This is a genomic window from Ktedonobacter sp. SOSP1-85 (genome assembly GCF_016587415.1).
In the GTDB taxonomy this organism is placed as follows: Bacteria; Chloroflexota; Ktedonobacteria; order Ktedonobacterales; family Ktedonobacteraceae; genus Ktedonobacter.
The window spans coordinates 3,741,547-3,762,179 of the sequence record NZ_BNJI01000001.1; the positions used below are offsets into that span (position 1 = coordinate 3,741,547).

Sequence of the window (20,633 nt, forward strand, 5' to 3'; positions counted from 1 at the left end):
TCCCTGGTGTTAGTTACCTCTGGATTGAACAATGAAGCTTGGTTTTGGTAGAAGGAATGTATGGAGGGTACACCAGGAACCTGTATATATTATATGCAAAAGACCCGAATCTGTATATTGTTAGATATGACTATCTTTTGGCCTTGTGCGCGAACTCAATAAATTAGAGACATTGTTAGATATGGCTATCTTTTACCCTTTGGTGTGAACTCAGTAATTAGAGGCAGAAAATGCATATGTTCTCGGCAAGAGCGGTAAAAATGCGTATGGATGTGTAGAAAACATAGGAAGTCCCCACAGGAGGAGAGGTCAGGTAAGACTCACACTCCCCTCTTGTGGGGATTTTCTTGCATCTGTATCACTTTGCTCAAGCGGCGGTACTAACCGCGTAAGCGCTCCAGGACAGGTGGCTGGCGAAGTTTAGCAAGTGCTCCCGCCTCAATCTGGCGTACGCGCTCGCGGGTAATACCCAACTCGCGGCCGACCTGCTCAAGAGGATGTGCCTGCCCATTGCCCAGGCCAAAGCGGAGCTGGAGTACCAGCTGTTCGCGGGGGGTCAGCACGGATTCGAGCACGCGCTGCACCTCGTCCTTCAGGGTCTGGGTGGTGGCTAAATCCTCGGGAGAGGCTGATTCTGTATCTGGAAGGACATCACCTAGCTCCTGGTCGTCATCTTCGCCTACGGGAAGCTCAAGAGAGACTGGTGCACCGGGAGCAGCTTGCAGCTCAATCATGCGTACCGGATCCAGCCCAGTAGCCTCGGCCAGCTCTTGCTCACTTGGCTCACGACCCAGTTCCTGAAGCAGGCGCTGGCGTTCACGGCGAATGCGGTTAAGCGCGGTATTGACATAAACCGGGAGGCGAATCGTGCGCCCTTTATCGGCAACGGCGCGGCTGATGGCCTGGCGAATCCACCATGTTGCATGAGTGGAGAAGCGGTGCCCACGGCGCCAATCATAGCGCTGTACTGCACGAATCAGACCAATGTTGCCTTCCTGAATCAGGTCTAGCAGGGTGAGGCCACGACCAACATAGCGTTTAGCGATGCTCACCACGAGGCGCAGGTTGGCCAGGATAAACTGCTTCATGGCATCGCGGTCGCCGCTCTCGATACGCTGAGCCAGCTCAATCTCACGCTCGTGCGTAATCATAGGGACGCGACCAATTTCACGCAGATATGTCATGACAGCATCGGACTCGCCTGCGTCTGCGCCATTGGCCGCATTCTCTTCCTGATCCTCAGAGCGCCGACGGCGTGGAGTTGCACCACGGCGTACAGCGGGCTGAGAAGCTGCTGGTGCCATAGGAGGAAGCGTGAGAAGCGAATCGTCGACGTCCTCATGATGGTCTTCTTCGTCACTTTCAGTGTCGTGAAGATCCTCTGTGAGGGTCGATTCATCTTCTAATTCGAGAGAAGCGGCGTCGGAGAGGTCGTGATCCAGATCAAGCTGATCATCATCTAACTCTGTCTCGTCGTGTGCGTCCTCTCTGCCAACTTCCACTGTTGTATATGGGAGATTCTTTGCAAGCAACTGCTCGACCATCGTGCCGTACGGCTGCTTATCCGAATCAGGTTTCTTACGAGTTGTATTACCAAGCGTATTTCCCGTCATGGCACGCTTTACGTCTATCATTGTGCGCCCTCCATGAAAAAATGGTATATCCTAAGCAGCAAGATATATTTCATCGGTCTGGTCCTACACTCAGGAAAGCGAGCCTTCATCGGACCAAGGAGTCCGTGCGCCGAGTGGGAGGAATTCAATGATGTGTACCCTATCTACTAGATAGCAACAAAGCCAGGTCGGAAATTATTCCTAATCCAATTATAACCTATGGCCCCCTTTCATTCTAGTCCTTCTGACTCATTTTTTCGCCAAAGGCTGGCAAAAATGTACAAACTCGTATAAAATTTGTCTTTTTTATGTATACGTTTGACACATACAGAAGGTGCCAATCCGCTGCCATCTGGCCCACCAGCTTCTAGCGTGAGAAAGGCTTGCGGTTGTTCGCGACGGACAAGGGAGAACGCTGGCAGGAGATCATAGCGACGTAATAATTTAAAGGCGATATAGATGCCCAGCGCGCCGCAGAGAAGCACGGTAACGAGCAGGGAGAAGGTGCTGAGTAGATCCGCCACGTGTTGCCAGTTAGAGCCGAAGAAAAAGCCCAGAGGGATGGCTATTAGCGCACTGATGATATTGCCGAGCAGGTCGGGCCAGAAGAAGCGTGCGTAGGGATAAAGCTCTAGCCCGGCAAGCAGGTTGATCGAGCCACCCAGTCCAGAGAGCAGGAAGCGGGTAATAAAGATTGCCCACCCACCGTGGCGCTGGAAATAGCGATGCGAACGCTCAAAGGTCTGTTGTGGAAGAATGCGATTGTGTGGATGGCGTTTGATCCAGCCTGAGAGGTAGACTCCACCTCGCCTACCTAGCCAGTAGCCCACAGTGTCACCGCAGGTAGCCGCGCTGATAACAATGAAGATGAGAGCGAAAACATTGAAGCGTCCCAGGGCCGCGAAGGCACCAGCCGACGTGACGACTAAGCCAACAGGGAGTGGAAGACCTGCCGCTGCCAGAAAGATAAAAAACCACAGAGCGGGATACCCGAACTGGTGCAGCAAGAGTAGAAGCGGGGGAAGGAGCGTTTGCAAAGTGAGTGTCCCTTCTGCTTTGAAACTGGATGAGCCAGCTCATGATGTGTCCAACTCTGGGCTGTGCTTGCCGCTCTGGCACATGCGAGTCAGCGTATAGACGATGATGTTATATATAACGGAGAGATTGCCAGCGTCGAGACACCGCAGGCGCCCGGGGCAATCTCTTCCATAGACATCAATGTGCGTTTGTGTATATCTAACAATACGTCACTTTCAACATGCGTCTCACACTTCTACCACATACCTAATTGTAAAGCATTGCTGCTAAATAGAAAAGGTATTATTTGCCCTGGCTCGCCAACCCACTTTCGAGAAAGATGTGTCTGGTGGTGGGCTGGCTCTGACAGCCCACCACCAGACACATCTTTCCCCCGAGCGCCGCAGGCGCGAATACTCTCTTGACGAGCAAAGAGCTATTCTCTAGAATATTGCCTATGAATATAACCACTAATCAATTGATGGCAGTCGCTATCAAGCGTGTAGATACTACTTTGCCCCTGCCAGGCTACGCCACGGCGGGGTCAGTCGGCTTTGACCTGGTTTGTCGCGAGACGGTGACCATTGGTCCGCGTGAACTGGGGCGTGTGCCGGGAAATGTTATCGTGCAGACCCCTCCTGGGTATATGCTGATGCTCACGATGCGTAGCAGCACCGCCAAGCGTAAGGGGTTACTCATGCCCAACGGTGTGGGCGTTATCGACCAGGATTACTCTGGCGAGGGCGATGAACTGCTGATCTCAGTCTATAATTTTCGGGATGAAGCAGTCACGGTAGAGCGTGGCGAACGGATCGCCCAGGGCATTTTTGTACCTGTGGCCCAGGTCGCCTGGAACGAAGTCGCTGAGATGGGAGAGACGCGCGGCGGCTTCGGGAGTACCGGGCATTAGGCTGTATGCCTGGTAATTATGACTCAACTATGCTACGATATCCACATATGTTGACGGGCGCTCTCTAGTTTGAGTTTGGATCGAGGCACAGTAAGCTATGCCACTGCAAAACTATTACGCCATTCTGGGCCTTCCGCGTGATGCCACACCGGAACAGATTAAAAAAGTCTATCGCAGATTGGTGCGGCAGCATCATCCCGATATCAATAAGGGCATCTCCGATGCACGTATCAAGGTGCTCAATGAAGCGTATAGTATTTTGAGCGATCCCCAGCAGCGTGCACTCTATGACATCCAATTGCTGGAAGAGATACGGAACCTGCGCATACTGGAAGCTGTGCATGAGCATTATATGAAGCGCACGCAAAAGATGACCTGGTCGCAGGGCGTCGTAGGCTTTATGCGCGAGCTGAAGAAAGAGATGCATCGCTCGTAGTATAGGCCGATATACACAAAGCGGACCGGATGGTCGAGGATTTGCCCTCGACCATCCGGTCCGCTTTGTGTATATCGGATTAGCGCCCGCTCATGAGGGCTTCGATCTCCTCAACGCTCTTGGGTGCGCTCCCCGTGGTGACCTCGCAGCCCTCCTGGGTGACGACGACATTATCCTCAATGCGTACGCCAATGCCGCGATAGCGTGGGTCGACGTTCTCCGCGTCTTCGGCGATGTAAATGCCTGGCTCAATCGTGAAGACCATGCCGGGAGCCAGCTCGGCGCCGCGCCCTTTCTCAGTCACCCGATAGGGACCACGGTCATGCACATCCAGGCCCAGCCAGTGGCAGGTTCCATGCATGTAGAACTGGCGATAGGTTTTCTCCTCGATATTCTGGTGCACATCTCCCTTGAGGATGCCAAGCGCGACCAGCCCGGAGGTCAGGATCTCTATCGCCGTATTATGAATGTCGGCCAGGTCCGCTCCCGGTTTGGTGGCGGCGATACAGGCCTCCTCGGCCTCCAGTACTATCTCATAAATGGCGCGCTGCTCAGGCGTGAAGCGTCCATTGATAGGATAGGTGCGCGTAATATCGGCACTATAATACTGGTATTCAGCTGCCGAATCGATCAGGAGCAGCTCCCCATCCTGCATATGCCGGTTATTCTGGTCGTAATGCAGAATGGTCGCGTTAGGACCAGAGCCGACGATAGGGGAGTACCCATGACGGGCCGCGCCCTGCTTGAGATAGCCATGGTCGAGGACGGCCTGGATCTCATACTCATACATGCCGGGTTTGAGGGTTTTGAGGACATCGCGATAGGCGGCGCCGCTGATCTGGGCGGCTTTGCGCATAACTTCTAGTTCCTCGGCATCTTTGATGACGCGCATCTCATTGAGAATGGAACCTGGATCGACGATCTGGCGTGGACCACCACTCATCGCCCGACGGAAGCGATTGATAAACGCGATCATCTGCTCATCGAAGGCATGCTCTGTGCCGCTGTTGTAGTAGAGCGTCTGGCAGCCCTTCAGATACTCAGGCAATTTCTCGGCGAGCTGGTCGAGGGTGTAGGCCGCATCCGCGCCATAGGTTTCCTGTGCGCCTTCTACTCCTGCGCGCTTCCCCGTCCAGACCTCCATCTGTGGATCGCGTGGGCGGACAAAGAGAATGAAATGGTGCTCGGGATGCTCTGGCGCGAGCACACAGATCGTTTCTGGCTCGGTAAAGCCCGTGAGGTAGTAGAAATCACTATCCTGGCGGTAGCTGATCTCGATATTGTGTCCGCCGCTACGGAGAAATTCGGGTGCGCTATGAAAGATAGCGACTCCACCCTGCATTTTGTCCATAAATGCCTGGCGCCTGCTAGCGTATGACATGAGAGAACCTCCATCCTGATGAAATAAGCGCAACCTCAAAGGGGTTGTATCTACGATAAGTATATATGTATCGCGGTGAATGGTCATTAGGAGACGCCCCAGGCCTTGCCATTGGGGCCAGCGGTGAGGACCTGAGGCCCCTTTTTTGTGAGCGCGATAGTATGCTCGAAGTGGGCGCTAGGTGAGCCATCATTGGTGACCAGCGTCCAGTGATCGGGAAGCTGGCGGAAGGTATTGCTAACGTAGGAGACCATAGGCTCAATCGCGATGACCAGGCCGGGCTGGAGCACGAAGTCGTGCTTGATCTGGAACTGGCGCGTATAGTAGTTTGGCACCTGAGGTGGCTCCCACATCTCCTGGCCAATGCCATGGCCGACCAGGCCCTCGATGACGGTGAAGCCTGCGTGCTCTACATACTCCTGCATCTTGCGCGCTACCTGGCTCCAGGTACGGCACTTCGTCAACTGCTCAATCGCCAGGTGCAGGGCGCCCTCGGTAACCTCTAGTAGATGCTGGGCACGTGGATCGACCGCGCCTATGGCATAAGTCGTCGCGGCATCTCCGCACCAGCCATTGAGTTTGGCGCCAATATCGACGCTGACAACATCCCCCTCTTGTAGGCGGCGCGCGCCTGGAATGCCATGCACAATCTGTTCATTGATAGAGATGCAGCTAGAGGCGGGAAAGGGAACCTTGCCCGGCACGCCCTTAAAGAGGGCAGTGGCCTGGTGCTCAAGGATACACTGCTCGATGGCGGCATCAATTTCAGCGGTAGAAATACCAGGCTTCATCAGTGGCGCGGCGACTTGATGCGCCTGCCAGACCACCAGGCCTGCCTGGCGCATCGCAGCGATCTCTTTATCGCTCTTCAGAGAATATTGCATCAAATGCTCCCTACAATCATTACAACAATATCTGGTGTCTCTCGACAAGGGATCGCTCTTCACGAATGGTGAGTATGGAGAAACTGGCTTGTTTCTGGCCCAACGTGGCTTGGATCGCGTCGCAAGGGCGCATAGCTCGTATCATAAACCAACACTAGCGAAGTTGCAAATTTAGGAGCCAGCGAAGCTTGTAGGGGCAGAGCTTGCTCAGCCTGCGAGCGCAGCGATATCACCCCGCGCACGGGTATCGGCCTGCGGGTCTAAGAGTCCATGCCAGCATGGGCCCTACATACTGGGCAGGAGGCGCTCAAGGGCGCGTGCATAGGCTTGAAATGTGCGCTCATCGAAGAGCACAAAGGTCACCTGGCGCAGCGTGGTGGCTTCCTGGGTGAGATGCTCGATAACGGTTTGCAGAGCGATGGGAGCAGCCTCGGTCAGGGGGTAGCCGTAGGCGCCAGTACTGAGGGAGGGGAAGGCGATACTTTGCATACGGTACTTCTCAGCGAGGTCAAGGCAGGTGTCATAGGCGCTGGCGAGCAGTTGCGCGGCGTCGGCATGGTGTCCATAGATGGGACCAACGGCATGGAAAATATATTGTGCTTTGAGCTGGCCTGCACTGGTAACGACTGCGCTTCCCGTTGGGCAGCGCTCGAACTTGTGGCACTCCTGCATGACACTGGGACCAGCTGCGCGATGAATGGCACCATCTACTCCCCCGCCACCAGCCAGCGCGGAATTGGCGGCGTTGACTATCACGTCAGCCGAGATATCAACAATATTGCCCCGCATCAGCGTAAGGGTTACGTTCTGAATGGCCTGAGTAATCATCGTCTGCTTCCACCTGGTAGCACTGAACCGTTTATAGCTCTGGTTGAGTTACCTATTATGTCTCAATCAATAGTATGACTGCGTCTACAAAACTGGAGCATGCAGAAAGGCGTCCGACCTGCGATCATAGTAGAGAGTAATCTCTCTACTATGATCTTTAGAGGATCGAGACGCCTGATGACTTGCATAGTGCTTTTGGGATTGCGAAAGTAGGCGTTTCGTAGCTCCTGACAAGTATTTGGATGAGGGGGAGTATGGCTGTTAGCTACTCGGAAGCCCTCAATCCTTGATCAGGAGCTACGAAATTGGCAGTGAGAGTACATCAAGACCGACTGACTATTTCTTTTCGACAGCCTCAGAGAGTTCTTTACCGGGGGAGAAGCGTACACGCTCTTTGGCAGGAACAACAATTTCCTTACCATCGCGTGGGTTGACGCCCTTGCGCTCGGCACTGGTACGTACCTTGAAAGAGCCGAAGCCAACCAGGCGTACTTCGTCACCATTCTGAAGCGCCTCACGGATTGAATCGAGTGTTGCCTCGAGTACTTCAGAAGCCTGTTTTTGAGAAAGCTTAGCTTGCTTGGCGATCCGCCGCGAAAGCTCTTGACGACCGATTGTTTGCACTGTAGCAGTTTTTTCTTTGGCCATAGGTACTAAATCCTCCTTGCAACTATCAACACGTGCCGCTTGCCAATTGAGTTTCAAACAATCTTCATACTCTGGCGCAATCATGCGCACAAGATTGTGAAGCTTCTGAAGCGGCATCACAACCTCACTGCCGATAGGCAGTATAACATGAGAAATTAAGAAATACAAGCGTGCCACTATGGGTAAAGAATTAAACATATATAGTAAAAGGGCTTCACAGGCCGTATGAGGCCGATGCGAAGTCCCAAAAACTGGCTTGAAAAGCCGATTGCCTGCACTTCATTTTAGAGACGATTTTTTACAGTATGCTATACCACTGAGTATCGAATAGTCCCGTCGTTTGCCAGTTGTTGTATGACTTGATTTTTGTACCGCAGATACTCCAGGTGGGCGAGAACCTCAGCCACCGCCATACGCCGGGCCTCATCACTTTTTAAGCGATCCTGAAACAATTGAGCCGTAAGCGCGGCCGCGTGCTGCGGGCGCGTAGCAAGCAGGGAGAGAATGGTTTGCAGGCGCATATCATGATGCTCAACAATTTCTGCAATGCGTTGTGCAAGGTTTGTGAAAGGTTCGCCGTGTCCTGGTAGAACCAGGCTGGCAGGCAGAGACGCTACTTTGTGTAGCGAGGCCAGAAAATCCCCCAGGGGATTGGGACGATCGCGCGTGGAATAGAGGCCGATATTGGGTGTAATGCGAGGAAGCACATGATCGGCGGAGAGGAAAATGCCATCACGTTCACGCCAGAGGCAGATCTGACCATCCGAATGGCCAGGCGCCCAGATCACGCGATAGCTCTCTCCAGCCAGGGTCAGGGGGGTGCCATCTTCAACGAGCGTAAAGGCTTCGTGAGGGGGAACATCAATAATACGTTGCCTATCTGGTGTCTCCATCTGATTATACCAGAGGTCTGTCTCTGGCAGGCCATGCTGGGCAAAGAAGCTTGAGACGCGCTCAAAGCGCTTCCCCATGGTATTGGTCCAGATAATTTGCACGGCGGCTTCATCGATGGAATGCATATAAACAGGCACGCCAGTACGAGCTTGGAGCTCGCCCGAGAGACCTACATGATCGGGATGGTGGTGTGTAAGGACAATAGCCTGGAGTTGATCGAGATGCAGTCCCGCCTCTGTGAGTGCCGCATGAAAGGCTGAGCGTGCGTCTGGGGTTCCCAGAGCCGTATCGACCAGAACCCAGCCATCGGGACCAACCAGGGCATAGACATTCACTGTGCGCAGTGGAAAAGGGATGGGGAGAACAAACTTCCAGATGCCGGGCGCCACCTGGCGAACAGGCGCGGGCTGGTTGGTCTGGTGTGAATGCTCTGGCGATTGCTGTTGCATACGTTTTCTAAACCTCAAGAGCGAAAAGCTGATTACAGTGTGTGAAAGTACAGATAGTCATCCTTGATTGTAGGCCGCGTGTTGTGCGTGTGTCAAATCTGTTTTTCCACAAGTTCTTCCTACTAACGCCGAAATTTGATCGAGAAGACTCTTTTCCGACAAGGCCCCGAAGTGCTACAATGTAGTGGGGAAAAGTGGGTCAAAGTGGGGAAGTGATTCGTGTAATAGAATAGCGCGGTGTTCAAGTGGGGAATGGATTTCCGGGTAAGCGCCTGGCAAAATAGTCGTCAAGGCAAGTCATCAAGCGGTGCGAGCATGTTTTTGGGCGAGTATGAGCATACTATTGACAATAAAGGCCGTATGGCGGTTCCGGCGCGTTTTCGCGTGCAGTTGGACCGTGGGGCCGTTATTGGCAAAGGGATGGGCGCCTGTCTCTCTATCTACACTATGGCTCGCTGGGAAGAGAAGTCAAATGAACTGACGGCGGGGAAATCAAGCGAGGAATTGCGCGATTTTGAGCGCCGTATCTATCCCAGTGCGAGCGAAGTAGAACTGGATGGGCAGGGGCGTATCGTGCTTCCCGCGAAATTGCGCGCCTATGCCAGGCTGGAGACCGAGGTCACTGTCGTTGGGGTACGCGACCATATCGAGATCTGGGACCGTGGCACCTGGCAGGCCTACCAAGAGCGCCTCGACGCCGAAGGCAGTGGTATTCCCTTTTAATGCAAAATCCTTTTCTTGAGGAGATATTCTCAGTGTCTGCGACACTTCGCAAGGGTTAGTGTATGATGTTGAACTGGCGAAGCCAGTTCAACATCATACACTAACTCGACGAGCCACGCAGTGGCGAGAAGTCTTAAGAAGTTACGCAAAGAAGAAAAATAGCAAAAAGTCAAAAGAATGATGTGTGTGGCATGGAGAACGAGCAAACACGACATGTGTCCGTGATGTTGGAAGAGGTAATGGAGTATCTGCGACCCCAACCGGGAGGACACTATATTGATGGGACATTGGGAGGTGGTGGACATACAAGCGTGCTGCTGGAGCGTTCGGCGCCAGATGGCAAGGTGCTTGGTATCGATACAGATAGTAAGGCCCAGGCACGGGTGCAAGCAAGGCTGAGCAAGGAGGTTGCCGAGGGCCGTTTGATTTTAAGCCACGGCAACTTTTCTGACATGGAGCGCCTGGCGCAAGAGGCACAGTTTACCAGCGTTGATGGCATCTTGCTGGACCTGGGATTCTCCTCGGATCAGATGGATGATCCGCAGCGAGGCTTCTCCTTCAGCGCGGATGGACCGCTGGATATGCGCCTGAGCCAGGATCTCTCGCTGACGGCGGCGGATCTTGTCAATAACACAGGCGAGGAAGAACTGGCCGACATCTTCTGGCGGTATGGCGAGGAGCGACGCTCGCGCCAGATCGCGCGTCGCATAGGACGCGAGCGCCAGAAGCGAGCCATAACCCGTACGAGCCAGTTGGCCGAGATCGCCGCTGCGGGCGTACCCTACAAATACGGGGCGATTCACCCGGCGACACGCGTGTTCCAGGCTTTGCGGATCGCGGTCAACCAGGAGCTAGAGAGCCTGGAGACGGCATTGCCCCAGATGCTCTCCTTGCTACAGGCTGGTGGCAAACAGGGAAGAATGGTCATTATCGCTTTCCATTCGTTGGAAGATCGCATCGTCAAAGAATTTCTACGGCGCGAGGCGAGGGATTGCCTCTGTCCCCCGCGCATACCAATGTGTATCTGTGGCCACAAGGCAAGCCTGCGTATCTTGACGAATAAGCCAATTGTACCAGGCGAGCAAGAAGTAGCAGCCAACCCACGCGCGCGAAGTGCGCGTGTACGGGCCGCTGAAATCCTGCCAAAAGCGTGATGCGTAAGTTCACGAGGTGGCGAGCCGCCCCCTCATGGCGCGAGACCGTGCCTGTGCTCGATGCAGGAAAGGGAGAAGGCGTATGTCGAACCAGAGAGTGAGAACCGCGAAGGCGGAAGAGGCTGCGTCGCAAGTGGACGTGGTGAGGCTTCGCAGACAATTGCGTCCCTTTCTCTTTCGTATGGGACCGGTCGCGCTGTGTATTACCAGTGTTCTATTGATCAGCTTGATGTCGGTGCTCTACCTGAGTCAGTTAGGCCAGGCCGTAGAGACAAACAACCAGTTGCAGGAGATTCGCACAACGCAAAGCCAACTCACGCGCCAGAACCAGGACCTCTTAGAGCAATTAGCTCACGAGCGTTCCCCGGCCTATATTGATAGCGAGGCGCGCAAGCGTGGTCTGCAACCTGCTGATCCAGGCATCATCCAGGTTATTACCGTGCGTGGCCTGGAAACGGTCCCTGCCCAACCCTGAGAAACGGGTTTATACCAATGACTTATAGCACAATGCCCGAACTCGTTTCCGCTTTTTCCGCTGAAATGCGTATGAAGAAAAGTAGAGCAGCAGAAAAATCTTGCCAGGAGGAATAAAAATCATGAGTCCAGAACTACAGCGTGCGCGCAGCCGGCAGATGATCATCTTCCTGCTGATCTGCGTCCTGATGTTTGCGCTGTTAGGTCGGCTCTATTACTGGCAGGTTATGCGTGGCCCGCAACTGGCAAAATGGGCCAATGATGAGCACATCCAGAATCAGGTGGTCGATGCGCCGCGAGGCGTGATCTATGATAGCCTGGGAGTTGTGCTTGCCACCAACGTTGTGCGCGATGATGTCTATGTAGAGCCGATCCAGTTTACCAGTGATTACACCGATGCCGAAAAGGCTCAGGTGGAGCTACAAAATATCGTCACGAAATTACATAAAGCCCTGCCTGACCTGACAGCGGAGCAGTTAACAAAATTCTTCTCGTCAGGCCGCGCCACTGTGCGTATCGCATCGTTGATCTCGCCTGAGCAGAGCCAGCAGTTGCGTGCATCGCGCATCCCGTATACCTTCCTGGAGCCTCGAACGATACGCGTGTATCCCAGTGGTACCCTGGCTGCCCAGATCCTGGGATATGTTCAACCGGATAAAGGTGGACTCTATGGTATCGAGGGTTCCTATGATAAGTTGCTGGCAGGGACAGCCGGAAGCTTTACCGCGGAGACCGATCTCAATGGTAATCCACTCACAGTGGGTGCCAGCTCTACACAACCAGTAATCGATGGCGCGAATGTGACCCTTTCTATTGACAGTACTATTCAGTATCTTGTACAGCAGGCGCTTGAGGAGCGGGTACAGCAGACGGAGGCCTTGGGAGGAACCGCGACAGTCATAGATGTGCGCACGGGTGCCATCGTTGCCATGGTAGGTGCTCCATCCTTTGATCCCAACGTCTATAGCAAATACTATGATAAGCGGGGTTGCCTGGATTCCTTGAGTGTGTACTTTAACCCGGTGCTCATGTGCACATATGAGCCTGGTTCAACCATGAAGGGCATCACCCTGGCGGCGGCTCTTGACCAGGGCGTGGTGACGCCGAATACGACCATTGATGATCCGGGGGTCATCTCGTTTCCGGATGCTGTTGCGGTCGCCAATTGGGAGTACCAGGCTCATGGTACCGAGAGTATGACGCAAATCCTGGATTACTCGGCTAATGTAGGCGCCGCCAAAGTCGCGCACGATTTTCTGACGGCCAAGCGGTATTATCCCTACCTTGAGCGCTTTGGCTTTGGGCAACGCACAAATGTAGGTGGAATCGAGGCCTCTGGTGGGTATCGTACCCCTACCTCGCAGGGGTGGACGCCTAGCGACCTGACGCGCCAGGCCTTTGGTCAGAGTATTACCGCGACTCCCCTACAGGTCGTGCTGGCCTATGCCTCTATTGCCAATCAGGGAACGATGATGCGCCCCTACCTGGTACAGCAGGTCGATAATAACGGCAAGGTGACCAAAACGTCGCCCCAGGTGCTACGCCAGGTCATTAGTCAGAAGGCCGCACAGCAAATGATCCAGATGCTTACTTCGGCGGCTGACTATAATAAGCAGGTTGTGGTGCCGGGCTATAGCGTTGCGGCCAAGAGTGGTACGGCAACGACTCAGGGGGTCTCAGATGACCTGACGGAAGCCTCTATCGCGGGCTTCTTACCAGCGTCAAATCCGCGTTACGCCATCCTGGTAACGTTGGATCATCCCCGTAGCACCATCTACGGCGGAACCGCCGCGGCCCCATTATGGAACAAAATCGCGGAACAAGTCATGTGGCACTATCATGTGCCCTCTGACCGACCAGTAAAGTAGGAAGCATTGGAAAACGATCAGCAGTATTGTGTGATAGCGAGAGAGGAGAACTATGCAGGAGCACAAGGATGAACCACTGTATGAGGGGCAACAGGAGCCAGGTGGCGAGCTGAGTGCAACATGGCAGGAATTATTGGGAAAGAGGGGCGATGGTATAGATGGAGAGCAGGGCAAAGAACCCTTTGAGGTTCCTGTGCTTTCAAGCGATCCCTGGAGTGAACTGTTACAAACTAGAGGGAACGAAGAGCTCGACTTACAGCAAATACACCTGGATATGAGTGCGCAGGATCTCGAGCGCGCCCTGCAATTGATGCAGGAGGATGGCAAGAAAGCGCAGAAAGGCGCATTCCCTTCTGCGGATGCGCAAGTATCCGATTTGGAAGAGGGAGAAGAATCTTCCTCCTGAAATAGGATACTAGAAAATACGTTCTATGTCAAGGGGTTTGGTGGCGAACTGGTGTGGAGGTATAGCAAATGAGATCTCAAAGAGTATGTAGAAATACGGAGAAGAGGAAACAGGCGGTGGAGGAACTGAAGAAAACAATCTGATAAGTGTAGCCATTTATCTAGGATCTCGCTAGAGAAAGACGAGCAGCTTTATGGAACGGGATACATATAAGCAGGGACGTTATGCGGCGGCACGGTCGGCGAAGAGCGGCAGAGGCCAGGAGCATAAAGGGAAGCACTCTCCGCTCACTGTACGCTCGCCTGCGCTGCAATCCGCCGAGCGGCGACAGAGAAAGCCATCTGCGCCTGTGAAAAAGAGCTTCTGGCAAGAGCTTGTCGCGGGGCCAACAGAGCCAAAGAAGCGCCGGGAGCGTAATGAAAAGGTCAGCTATGCCATCGAAGGGAAAGTTGCGCCTCAGATCCCTGTGCGCCGTAAGCTCCCTCCGCTCAAGCGAGGAGCCGAGGCGGCGCCTGCTCGTGAACCTGTATCCCGCGATGGTGGTGCCAGGAGTTGGCGTAAGAATGGGCCGTCCTTTGCCGAGAATATTGCCGAGCGCTTACAGGTAGAGCGCCAGCGCGGACGACAGCGGGTGCAAGAGCCTGACTTCGAGCCAGTGCAGGTCATGAGCAAGGAAGAACAGCAAAAGCTGCGCGAGCTTGAGATGAGCCTTTCACGCACGCCTGGTAAGGTCGATTCGGTGCTGCTGGTGGTCGTACTCGGACTGGTATGTATTGGCCTGATCATGGTCTATAGCGCAAGCTCGTTTATCTCAGCACATGAATCGGCTACAGGAGATCCTTCAACCTACTTTCAACGCCAGGTGATCTCAGGCTTCTTTGGCATCATTGCGATGCTTGTCACGGCGCGCATCGATTATCGCTACTGGCGTCGTTTCTCTTTAATTGCCCTGGCGGTCGCGCTACCACTACTGGTGCTGGTATTATTCTTTGGCACCAATGCCTATGGAGCCTCACGCTGGTTTCGCATTGGTAATTCTTTCTCTTTTCAGCCAAGTGAGCTGACAAAACTAGCCCTGGCGCTGTATATTGCAGATTGGTTGGCACGTAAAGGCAACCAGGTCAGTTCATTTCTCTATGGCCTGACCCCCTTTGTGATTCTGGTAGGCTTAATTCTAGGCCTGGTCTTGCTGGAAAACGATATGGGAACCGCTATCGTCATTGCTGGACTGGCAACGGTTATGTTCTTTACAGCTGGCGCGAATATTATCCAGTTCTTGCTGGCGATGGTGGGTGGCATTCTGATCTTTATGACCCAGGCTTTTAAGGGATATCGCTTATATCGCTTGCTGGGCTTTCTCAACCCATTTCAGAATGTGACCAGTATTAACCTGCAACTCTACCAATCGCTGCTGGCGCTTGGGTCGGGAGGCTTCCTGGGCCTGGGGTTGGGCGAGAGCCGCCAGAAGACGGGGTATCTACCCTTCCCGCATATTGACTCTATCTTTGCCATTGTCGGTGAGGAACTGGGTTTTGTGGGAGCGGCCTTGATTATTATCCTGTTTCTCTGCCTGGCCTTTCGCGGTTTTCGCCTGGCGCGTCGTACACAGGATATGTATGGCGCCTTGCTGGCAACGGGGATTACAACCTGGCTGATCTTGCAGGCGGCGGTCAATATTGGCGCTACCTCTGCCTTTATCCCATATACCGGCGTTCCATTGCCGTTTATCAGCTTTGGCGGTACCTCGCTGGTGATCTCGCTGGCGGCGGTGGGTATCTTGCTCAACATTTCACGCTACATTCGTCAGCCAGAAGATCCCGCGCTCTCGCGGCAAACAATCACAAGGACCTTTAAACGAAAAGTCTAGGAGTTGTTCTGCACGCCTGGCCGTGCCGGGAACGTAGACATCTCCAGGAAAGGGCATCATGCGAATTTTAGTATCAGGCGGAGGCACTGGGGGGCATATTTATCCTGCCCTGGCGGTGGCGACGCATTTACGAGATAGATATGACGCGGAAATTCTCTTTCTAGGGAGCGATGATGGCCTGGAGACAGAGGTCGTTCCGGCGGCTGGCCTCAAGCTTGCTACGGTAAAGGCTGGCAAACTCCAGCGCTTTGTTTCCTGGAAGACGGTCAAAGGGATCGCGCGTGTCCCCCTGGGGATGGTTCAGGCCATCTCTATTGTGCGTGAGTTTCATCCTCAGGCGGCCTTTACCAGCGGTGGCTATGTGGCTGTGCCCACGGGCCTGGCGGCGAAAATCAATGGCGTTCCGCTCTTGATGCATCAGCAAGATGTGCCGCCCAATCTCTCGAATAAGCTGATTGCGCCCCTGGCCTCGCGCATCTCGGTGGCCTTCGCCGATTCTGTGCAGTATTTTCCTGCTGAGAAGACGTTGCAACTGGGGAATCCACCGCGCCAGGAGATGCTCGACATTCGCGCCGTGACCCCAGAGCAGGCACGCGAGCAACTTGGTATGCAGCCGAACCTTCCCCTGCTGTTGGTAACTGGCGGAAGTCAGGGCGCCAGGCATCTCAATCAGGTCGTCTGCAAGGCCCTACCGACGCTGCTCCAGCATTGCCAGGTCTTGCAAATTAGCGGCAAGAAACTCTATGATGAGACGCGCGACCTCTCTGAGAGTATCCTGGCCCAGGCTGACGAGGAGACAAAACGGCGTTACAAGCTCGTCGCCTATATGTCGGAAGAGATGCCGCTGGCTATGCAGGCCGCGCAAATGGTCGTTTGCCGCTCCGGCGCATCGACCTTGAGCGAGTTGGCCTTGCTAGGGAAGCCAGGCATCCTGGTGCCGCTGCCACCGGCTATTGGGGCTTCACCTCAGGAGGCTAACGCGGCCATGTTTGGTCGCTTGCAGGCGGCGGAGGTAATCGGCAACGATGCCCTCACGCCAGAGCAGTTAAGCGAGCGCGTGGTGCATGCGCTAACGACGCCGACCTATGTAGAGACAATGACGAAAAATATCAGCGCTCTGGGTCGCCCAGAGGCTACGCAAGCCATCGCGGAGACCATCGTAGAGATGGCGACCGCCAAGGGTGGAAAAATAGCAAAGCGCGAGGTGGTAAACATTTGAAGAAATCGCACTTACATTTCATGGGCATAGGCGGTCATGGTATCTCATCGGTGGCGCAGATCGCGCATAACCAGGGTGAGATCGTGACCGGTTGTGATCGGCAGGAATCGGCAAACACACGCGCACTGACGCAGGTAGGGATACCCATTCAGATTGGCCATAGCGCGGAACATCTCCAGGACGCGGATGCCTTGATCATCAGCCCGGCGGTGCCCGCACTCGATCCACAGAATCCCGAACTACTGGAAGCGCAACGCAGGGGCATCCCGGTGAAGACCTGGCAGGAGTTGCTGGGGACACTCACTGAGGGAAAGTGCCTGCTCTCGGTGTGCGGCGTGCATGGTAAGAGCTCTACGACCTCCATGCTCTCGCTGATGCTGGTCGATGCCGGTATGGACCCCACCTGCGAGATTGGTGCGGTTGTGCCGCGCTTTGGCGCAAATTATCGCCTGGGACAGAGTGAGTATTTTGTCAACGAGGCCGATGAGTTCAATCACAATTTCTGGCACTATCATCCCCGCCTGGCGGTGGTGAACGCAATTGAGTTCGAGCATCCCGAGTTCTTCCACAACTACGAAGAATTCCTGTACGCGTTCGAGCATTTCGTGCGTGGCATGGATATGGAGCGTAACTGGCCGCTTCCACCAACTATCATCGTCAACATCGATAGCCCGGGATGCCGAGATCTCTGCGCCCATCTCAACGGCTGGGCTGGTTCAATCGTGAACTATAGTATACAAGATCTGAGCAGAGATACCCCTGAGCATATTGGTGACCGCCTGACCTTCGAGGCGTATGACGTCAAGCTGGAGGGAGAGACCAGTTTCCGTGTCAGGTTGCGCAATGCCCCCGCGGGAGTGAAGTTGCCAGATGTCCTCTACAGACTCCAACTGCCCGGTATTCACTATGTACAGAATGCTCTGGCGGCCCTGGCGGTAGCCTACACAGTTGGTGCACCGCTGGAGTCAATTGCACATACGCTAGAGGGCTTTACAGGAGCGAGAAGGCGTTTTGAGATTCGCCACCAGGGCGCGCTGGTCGTGGGTGAGCGCACATGCGACGACGTTATTCTGGTGGATGACTACGCGCACCATCCAACGGCCATCGCCCTGACGCTTGAGGCTGCACGCAAGCGCTATCCAGGCCGTCGCCTGATCGCCGTCTATCAGCCGCATATGTATAGCCGCACAAAGACCTTCTTTGAGCAGTTTCTCCAGGCTTTTGACGCCGCGGATATCGCTATTATCAGCGATATATTCCCCGCGCGTGAGGTAGATACTGGCCTGGTGCATACGCGGCAACTGGTCGCTGAGATCGCCAAACGTCCACGTTTTAGCCAGGAAGGGGCACAAATCCTCTATGGAGGAAGCGTACGAGAGACGACGCAGCGCATCCAGCACAACCTGCGCCCCGGCGATATTGTGCTCATCATGGGCGCAGGCGACATCTACACCGTCAGCGAAATGTTAAAACAGACCAACCAACCAGGTCACAAATAAAAAGTAATCACAAAGGGAATCCAAACCTATGGCGTTCGATAAAGAGACAGCTTACAGTGTGTTGCAAGAGCGATTTGCGAGTGTGCGACGCGACGAACTACTATCACGTCACTGCACCTTTGGCGTGGGTGGACCGGCGGATATCTGGATCACACTGGAGACAAAAGAAGACCTGGTCGACCTGGTAAACGAGTGCGCGCAGAGGCGCTGGCCGCTTCTCTGTCAGGGAAATGGCACCAATGTTTTGTATGCCGATGCTGGAGTGCGTGGAATTGTAGCGCGTATCGCTTTAAATAACTATCGCATTGAAGAGCGTGGTGACGGAACGGCGCTATTGACCGCGGGAGCTGGCGTGAGCTGGCCGAAGTTGCTCAATGAACTGGCGACCCTGGGCTGGGGTGGACTGGAGTTTGGGCCGGGTATCCCAGGAACGCTGGGGGGGGGCGTCATTAGTAACGCGGGCGCGCATCATGGCAATATTGGCGAGGTTTTGGAATGGGTTGAGGTGTTGGACGCACGTGCCTGCGAGGAGCAGCCTGTTACAGCCACTATCGAGCGCTACCAGCACGCAGAGTTGGACCTGCGCTATCGTCATAGTCGTTTCCGCGCTCAGCGCCGGGTGCAGTTCGACGAGCAGGGTCAGCCCCTGGTGGCCGACCGGCGCTTTATTGAGCCTGCTGAGATCATCATGCAGCTGGGTGTGCGTCTGCACCGTGCGGACCCAGCTGCCCTGCGTGAAACGATCAACAGCTACAAGCAGCACCGCAAGCAGACGCAGCCCCCTCAGCAGAGCGCGGGCTCGGTCTTCAAGAACCCAGAAGGAGACCACTCGGGTCGTCTGATTGAGGCGGCTGGCTTGAAAGGCTTCACGATAGGCAAGGCGCAACTATCAGAGCGCCACGCCAACTTTATTGTCAATCTTGGTGGAGCGAAGGCAGAGGATGTAGCGGCGCTCATACGAGAAGCTCATAAGCGCGTGCTAGAGCAGTTCGGCGTCGACCTGGAAATGGAGGTCGAACTGCGTGGTGAGTGGAAGGTTTCAACATCATGACACACAAACGACAACTACCAGAGCAGATGGCTACACACATCTATAAGCGAGCAGCCGTCAAACGGATGGAAGGGAGTTATGGTAGGAATGAACGCGATGGTAGAAGCGCACGCAACGCGGAACAGCCTGTAGAGAGGTCGGTCGTGTTGCAGCGCGTTGTCACAATGCCGGAGGCCGATCCTTCGGCGGCATGGAATGCCTTTGCAAGGAGGCAGGAGCGGCTGAGAAGGACGAGAGCAAAGCAGCCTCAGTCGTCGAGCGTACAACAGCGGGTTGCTCCCCGGACCTTTGCCAAGACGGGGTCCTGGGCTACAGGTGGACGCATGAAGAGTATGCAAAGACGCGTCCCGGACCCTCTATCCAGGTCGGTACCCGTACGAAGCGGGCGCCGTAGTGTCCGGCGCGGTTTTCTCTGGAGATTAGTCAGTATTATTGTGGGTCTTCTTGTCCTTATTATAGCTTTGAGCTTCACATTCACGAGTAGCGCGTTTCGTGTTGAACAGGTGCAGGTCGTAGGAACGCATAATGCCGCACTGGTTCAGGCCATTCAGAGGCAAGGGGTACAGGGGCAGAATATCTTTCTGTTGAATACCCCGGCCTTTGAGGCACAGGTCGAGAACTTGCCTCTGGTACGTTCAGCGCAGGTCAATAAGCAATGGCCGAACCAGTTGACCGTCACAGTGCAAGAGCGTACTCCGCTCTTGCTGTGGCGGACGGGTCGGGAGACATATAGCATCGACAGTGACGGTGTCTTGATGGCTCGGGCCAGTGATACACCCGGCAGCGATGCGCTCCCAACTGTCACGGCGCCACTGACAGTCATTGCTCAGGGGAACGTGAAGTCTGGTAAGGTAACGGGTGGTGAGGGAATACAGGTGGGCATGCGAGTGGATGCGAATGAGATTCATTTTGCAAAAGACGTGTTTGAGCGTTTACCAAAGATAACTGGTATCAATGCTTTTCAATTACGTTACGATGGTACAATGTATGCTAATACTATTGATGGGCGGGGAACTCAGGGACGTAGTAAAGGCTCGTATGTAGTAGAGAGCCAGGATGGTTGGAAGGCTTATCTAGGAGATGCGGATGACACCAACTCGTTGGAGAATCGGCTTTTGACATTGAAGGCCATTTTGGATATGGCCAGGGAGCAACAACTGTCACTGGCCAGTATTGACCTTCGTTATGGGCTGCGTCCAGTGTATACTCTTAAGTAAATGCCAGCCAGTCGTGTGGCAGTAAATTGAAATGGATTGAGAGCGAGGCTATGAGGAAGCAACGGAGCGTGGTGCATGTGGCAGTGAAAGTGGTG

At 54.4% G+C, this 20,633-nt stretch carries 19 protein-coding genes; 12 read left to right on the plus strand and 7 right to left on the minus strand.

Going from position 1 to position 20,633, the window contains the following annotated elements; genetic code table 11:
- Positions 1 to 380: 380 nt before the first annotated feature.
- Together KTE_RS15620 and KTE_RS15625 are read right to left on the minus strand one after the other, a co-directional pair.
- Entirely contained in the window at positions 381 to 1,634 is a 1,254-nt protein-coding gene (locus tag KTE_RS15620) for an RNA polymerase sigma factor RpoD/SigA (RefSeq protein ID WP_201382369.1), read from the minus strand.
- A gap of 209 nt (positions 1,635 to 1,843) precedes the next feature.
- A complete protein-coding gene (locus tag KTE_RS15625; RefSeq protein ID WP_201382371.1) occupies positions 1,844 to 2,650 on the minus strand; it encodes a DedA family protein in 807 nt (268 codons plus the stop codon).
- A gap of 437 nt (positions 2,651 to 3,087) precedes the next feature.
- Between KTE_RS15625 and dut the strand changes: the two genes are divergently transcribed.
- Together dut and KTE_RS15635 are read left to right on the plus strand one after the other, a co-directional pair.
- Complete coding sequence (gene dut / locus KTE_RS15630; RefSeq protein WP_201382373.1) at positions 3,088 to 3,540, plus strand: dUTP diphosphatase; 453 nt, start codon at positions 3,088 to 3,090, stop codon at positions 3,538 to 3,540.
- Positions 3,541 to 3,637: 97 nt separating this feature from the next.
- Complete coding sequence (locus KTE_RS15635) at positions 3,638 to 3,976, plus strand: J domain-containing protein (protein WP_201382375.1); 339 nt, start codon at positions 3,638 to 3,640, stop codon at positions 3,974 to 3,976.
- 79 nt (positions 3,977 to 4,055) lie between these two features.
- On the opposite strand, the gene KTE_RS15640 is transcribed toward KTE_RS15635, so the two are convergent.
- From KTE_RS15640 to KTE_RS15660, 5 genes are all read right to left on the minus strand, one after another.
- Positions 4,056 to 5,357, minus strand: coding sequence for an aminopeptidase P N-terminal domain-containing protein (locus KTE_RS15640; protein WP_201382377.1), 1,302 nt, complete (start codon positions 5,355 to 5,357; stop codon positions 4,056 to 4,058).
- 86 nt (positions 5,358 to 5,443) lie between these two features.
- A complete protein-coding gene (gene map, locus KTE_RS15645; RefSeq protein WP_201382379.1) occupies positions 5,444 to 6,241 on the minus strand; it encodes a type I methionyl aminopeptidase in 798 nt (265 codons plus the stop codon).
- Positions 6,242 to 6,526: 285 nt separating this feature from the next.
- Positions 6,527 to 7,069, minus strand: coding sequence for an O-acetyl-ADP-ribose deacetylase (locus KTE_RS15650; protein ID WP_201382381.1), 543 nt, complete (start codon positions 7,067 to 7,069; stop codon positions 6,527 to 6,529).
- Between the two features lie 336 nt (positions 7,070 to 7,405).
- Positions 7,406 to 7,915, minus strand: coding sequence for an HU family DNA-binding protein (locus KTE_RS49300; protein ID WP_307811934.1), 510 nt, complete (start codon positions 7,913 to 7,915; stop codon positions 7,406 to 7,408).
- 110 nt (positions 7,916 to 8,025) lie between these two features.
- The gene (locus KTE_RS15660) at positions 8,026 to 9,060 is read right to left on the minus strand and encodes an MBL fold metallo-hydrolase (RefSeq protein WP_201382383.1); all 1,035 of its coding nucleotides are present in this window, start codon (positions 9,058 to 9,060) and stop codon (positions 8,026 to 8,028) included.
- A gap of 315 nt (positions 9,061 to 9,375) precedes the next feature.
- On the opposite strand from KTE_RS15660, the gene mraZ reads away from it, so the two are divergent.
- The 10 genes from mraZ (at position 9,376) to KTE_RS15710 (ending at position 20,538) form a co-directional block, all read left to right on the plus strand.
- On the plus strand, positions 9,376 to 9,783 hold the full coding sequence (gene mraZ / locus KTE_RS15665; protein WP_201382385.1) for a division/cell wall cluster transcriptional repressor MraZ: 408 nt from the start codon (positions 9,376 to 9,378) through the stop codon (positions 9,781 to 9,783).
- Between the two features lie 191 nt (positions 9,784 to 9,974).
- Positions 9,975 to 10,937, plus strand: a complete 963-nt coding sequence (rsmH, locus tag KTE_RS15670) for a 16S rRNA (cytosine(1402)-N(4))-methyltransferase RsmH (protein ID WP_201382387.1) — start codon at positions 9,975 to 9,977, stop codon at positions 10,935 to 10,937.
- An 82-nt stretch (positions 10,938 to 11,019) separates the two neighbouring features.
- A complete protein-coding gene (locus KTE_RS15675) occupies positions 11,020 to 11,412 on the plus strand; it encodes a hypothetical protein (protein WP_201382389.1) in 393 nt (130 codons plus the stop codon).
- A 121-nt stretch (positions 11,413 to 11,533) separates the two neighbouring features.
- Positions 11,534 to 13,279, plus strand: coding sequence for a penicillin-binding protein 2 (locus tag KTE_RS15680; protein WP_201382391.1), 1,746 nt, complete (start codon positions 11,534 to 11,536; stop codon positions 13,277 to 13,279).
- A gap of 52 nt (positions 13,280 to 13,331) precedes the next feature.
- Positions 13,332 to 13,685 carry a hypothetical protein gene (locus KTE_RS15685; RefSeq protein ID WP_201382393.1) on the plus strand — a complete coding sequence of 118 codons (354 nt, stop codon included), beginning with the start codon at positions 13,332 to 13,334 and terminating at the stop codon, positions 13,683 to 13,685.
- Positions 13,686 to 13,878: 193 nt separating this feature from the next.
- Positions 13,879 to 15,552: a putative lipid II flippase FtsW gene (ftsW, locus tag KTE_RS15690; RefSeq protein ID WP_201382395.1), complete on the plus strand. Its 1,674-nt coding sequence runs from the start codon at positions 13,879 to 13,881 to the stop codon at positions 15,550 to 15,552.
- A 58-nt stretch (positions 15,553 to 15,610) separates the two neighbouring features.
- Entirely contained in the window at positions 15,611 to 16,771 is a 1,161-nt protein-coding gene (gene murG, locus KTE_RS15695) for an undecaprenyldiphospho-muramoylpentapeptide beta-N-acetylglucosaminyltransferase (protein WP_201382397.1), read from the plus strand.
- The gene (murC, locus tag KTE_RS15700; RefSeq protein WP_201382399.1) at positions 16,768 to 18,270 is read left to right on the plus strand and encodes a UDP-N-acetylmuramate--L-alanine ligase; all 1,503 of its coding nucleotides are present in this window, start codon (positions 16,768 to 16,770) and stop codon (positions 18,268 to 18,270) included. Before murG ends, murC begins: the two co-directional genes overlap by 4 nt.
- Positions 18,271 to 18,298: 28 nt before the next feature.
- Positions 18,299 to 19,321 carry a UDP-N-acetylmuramate dehydrogenase gene (gene murB, locus KTE_RS15705; protein WP_201382401.1) on the plus strand — a complete coding sequence of 341 codons (1,023 nt, stop codon included), beginning with the start codon at positions 18,299 to 18,301 and terminating at the stop codon, positions 19,319 to 19,321.
- On the plus strand, positions 19,318 to 20,538 hold the full coding sequence (locus tag KTE_RS15710; protein ID WP_201382403.1) for a cell division protein FtsQ/DivIB: 1,221 nt from the start codon (positions 19,318 to 19,320) through the stop codon (positions 20,536 to 20,538). Before murB ends, KTE_RS15710 begins: the two co-directional genes overlap by 4 nt.
- Positions 20,539 to 20,633: the final 95 nt, after the last annotated feature.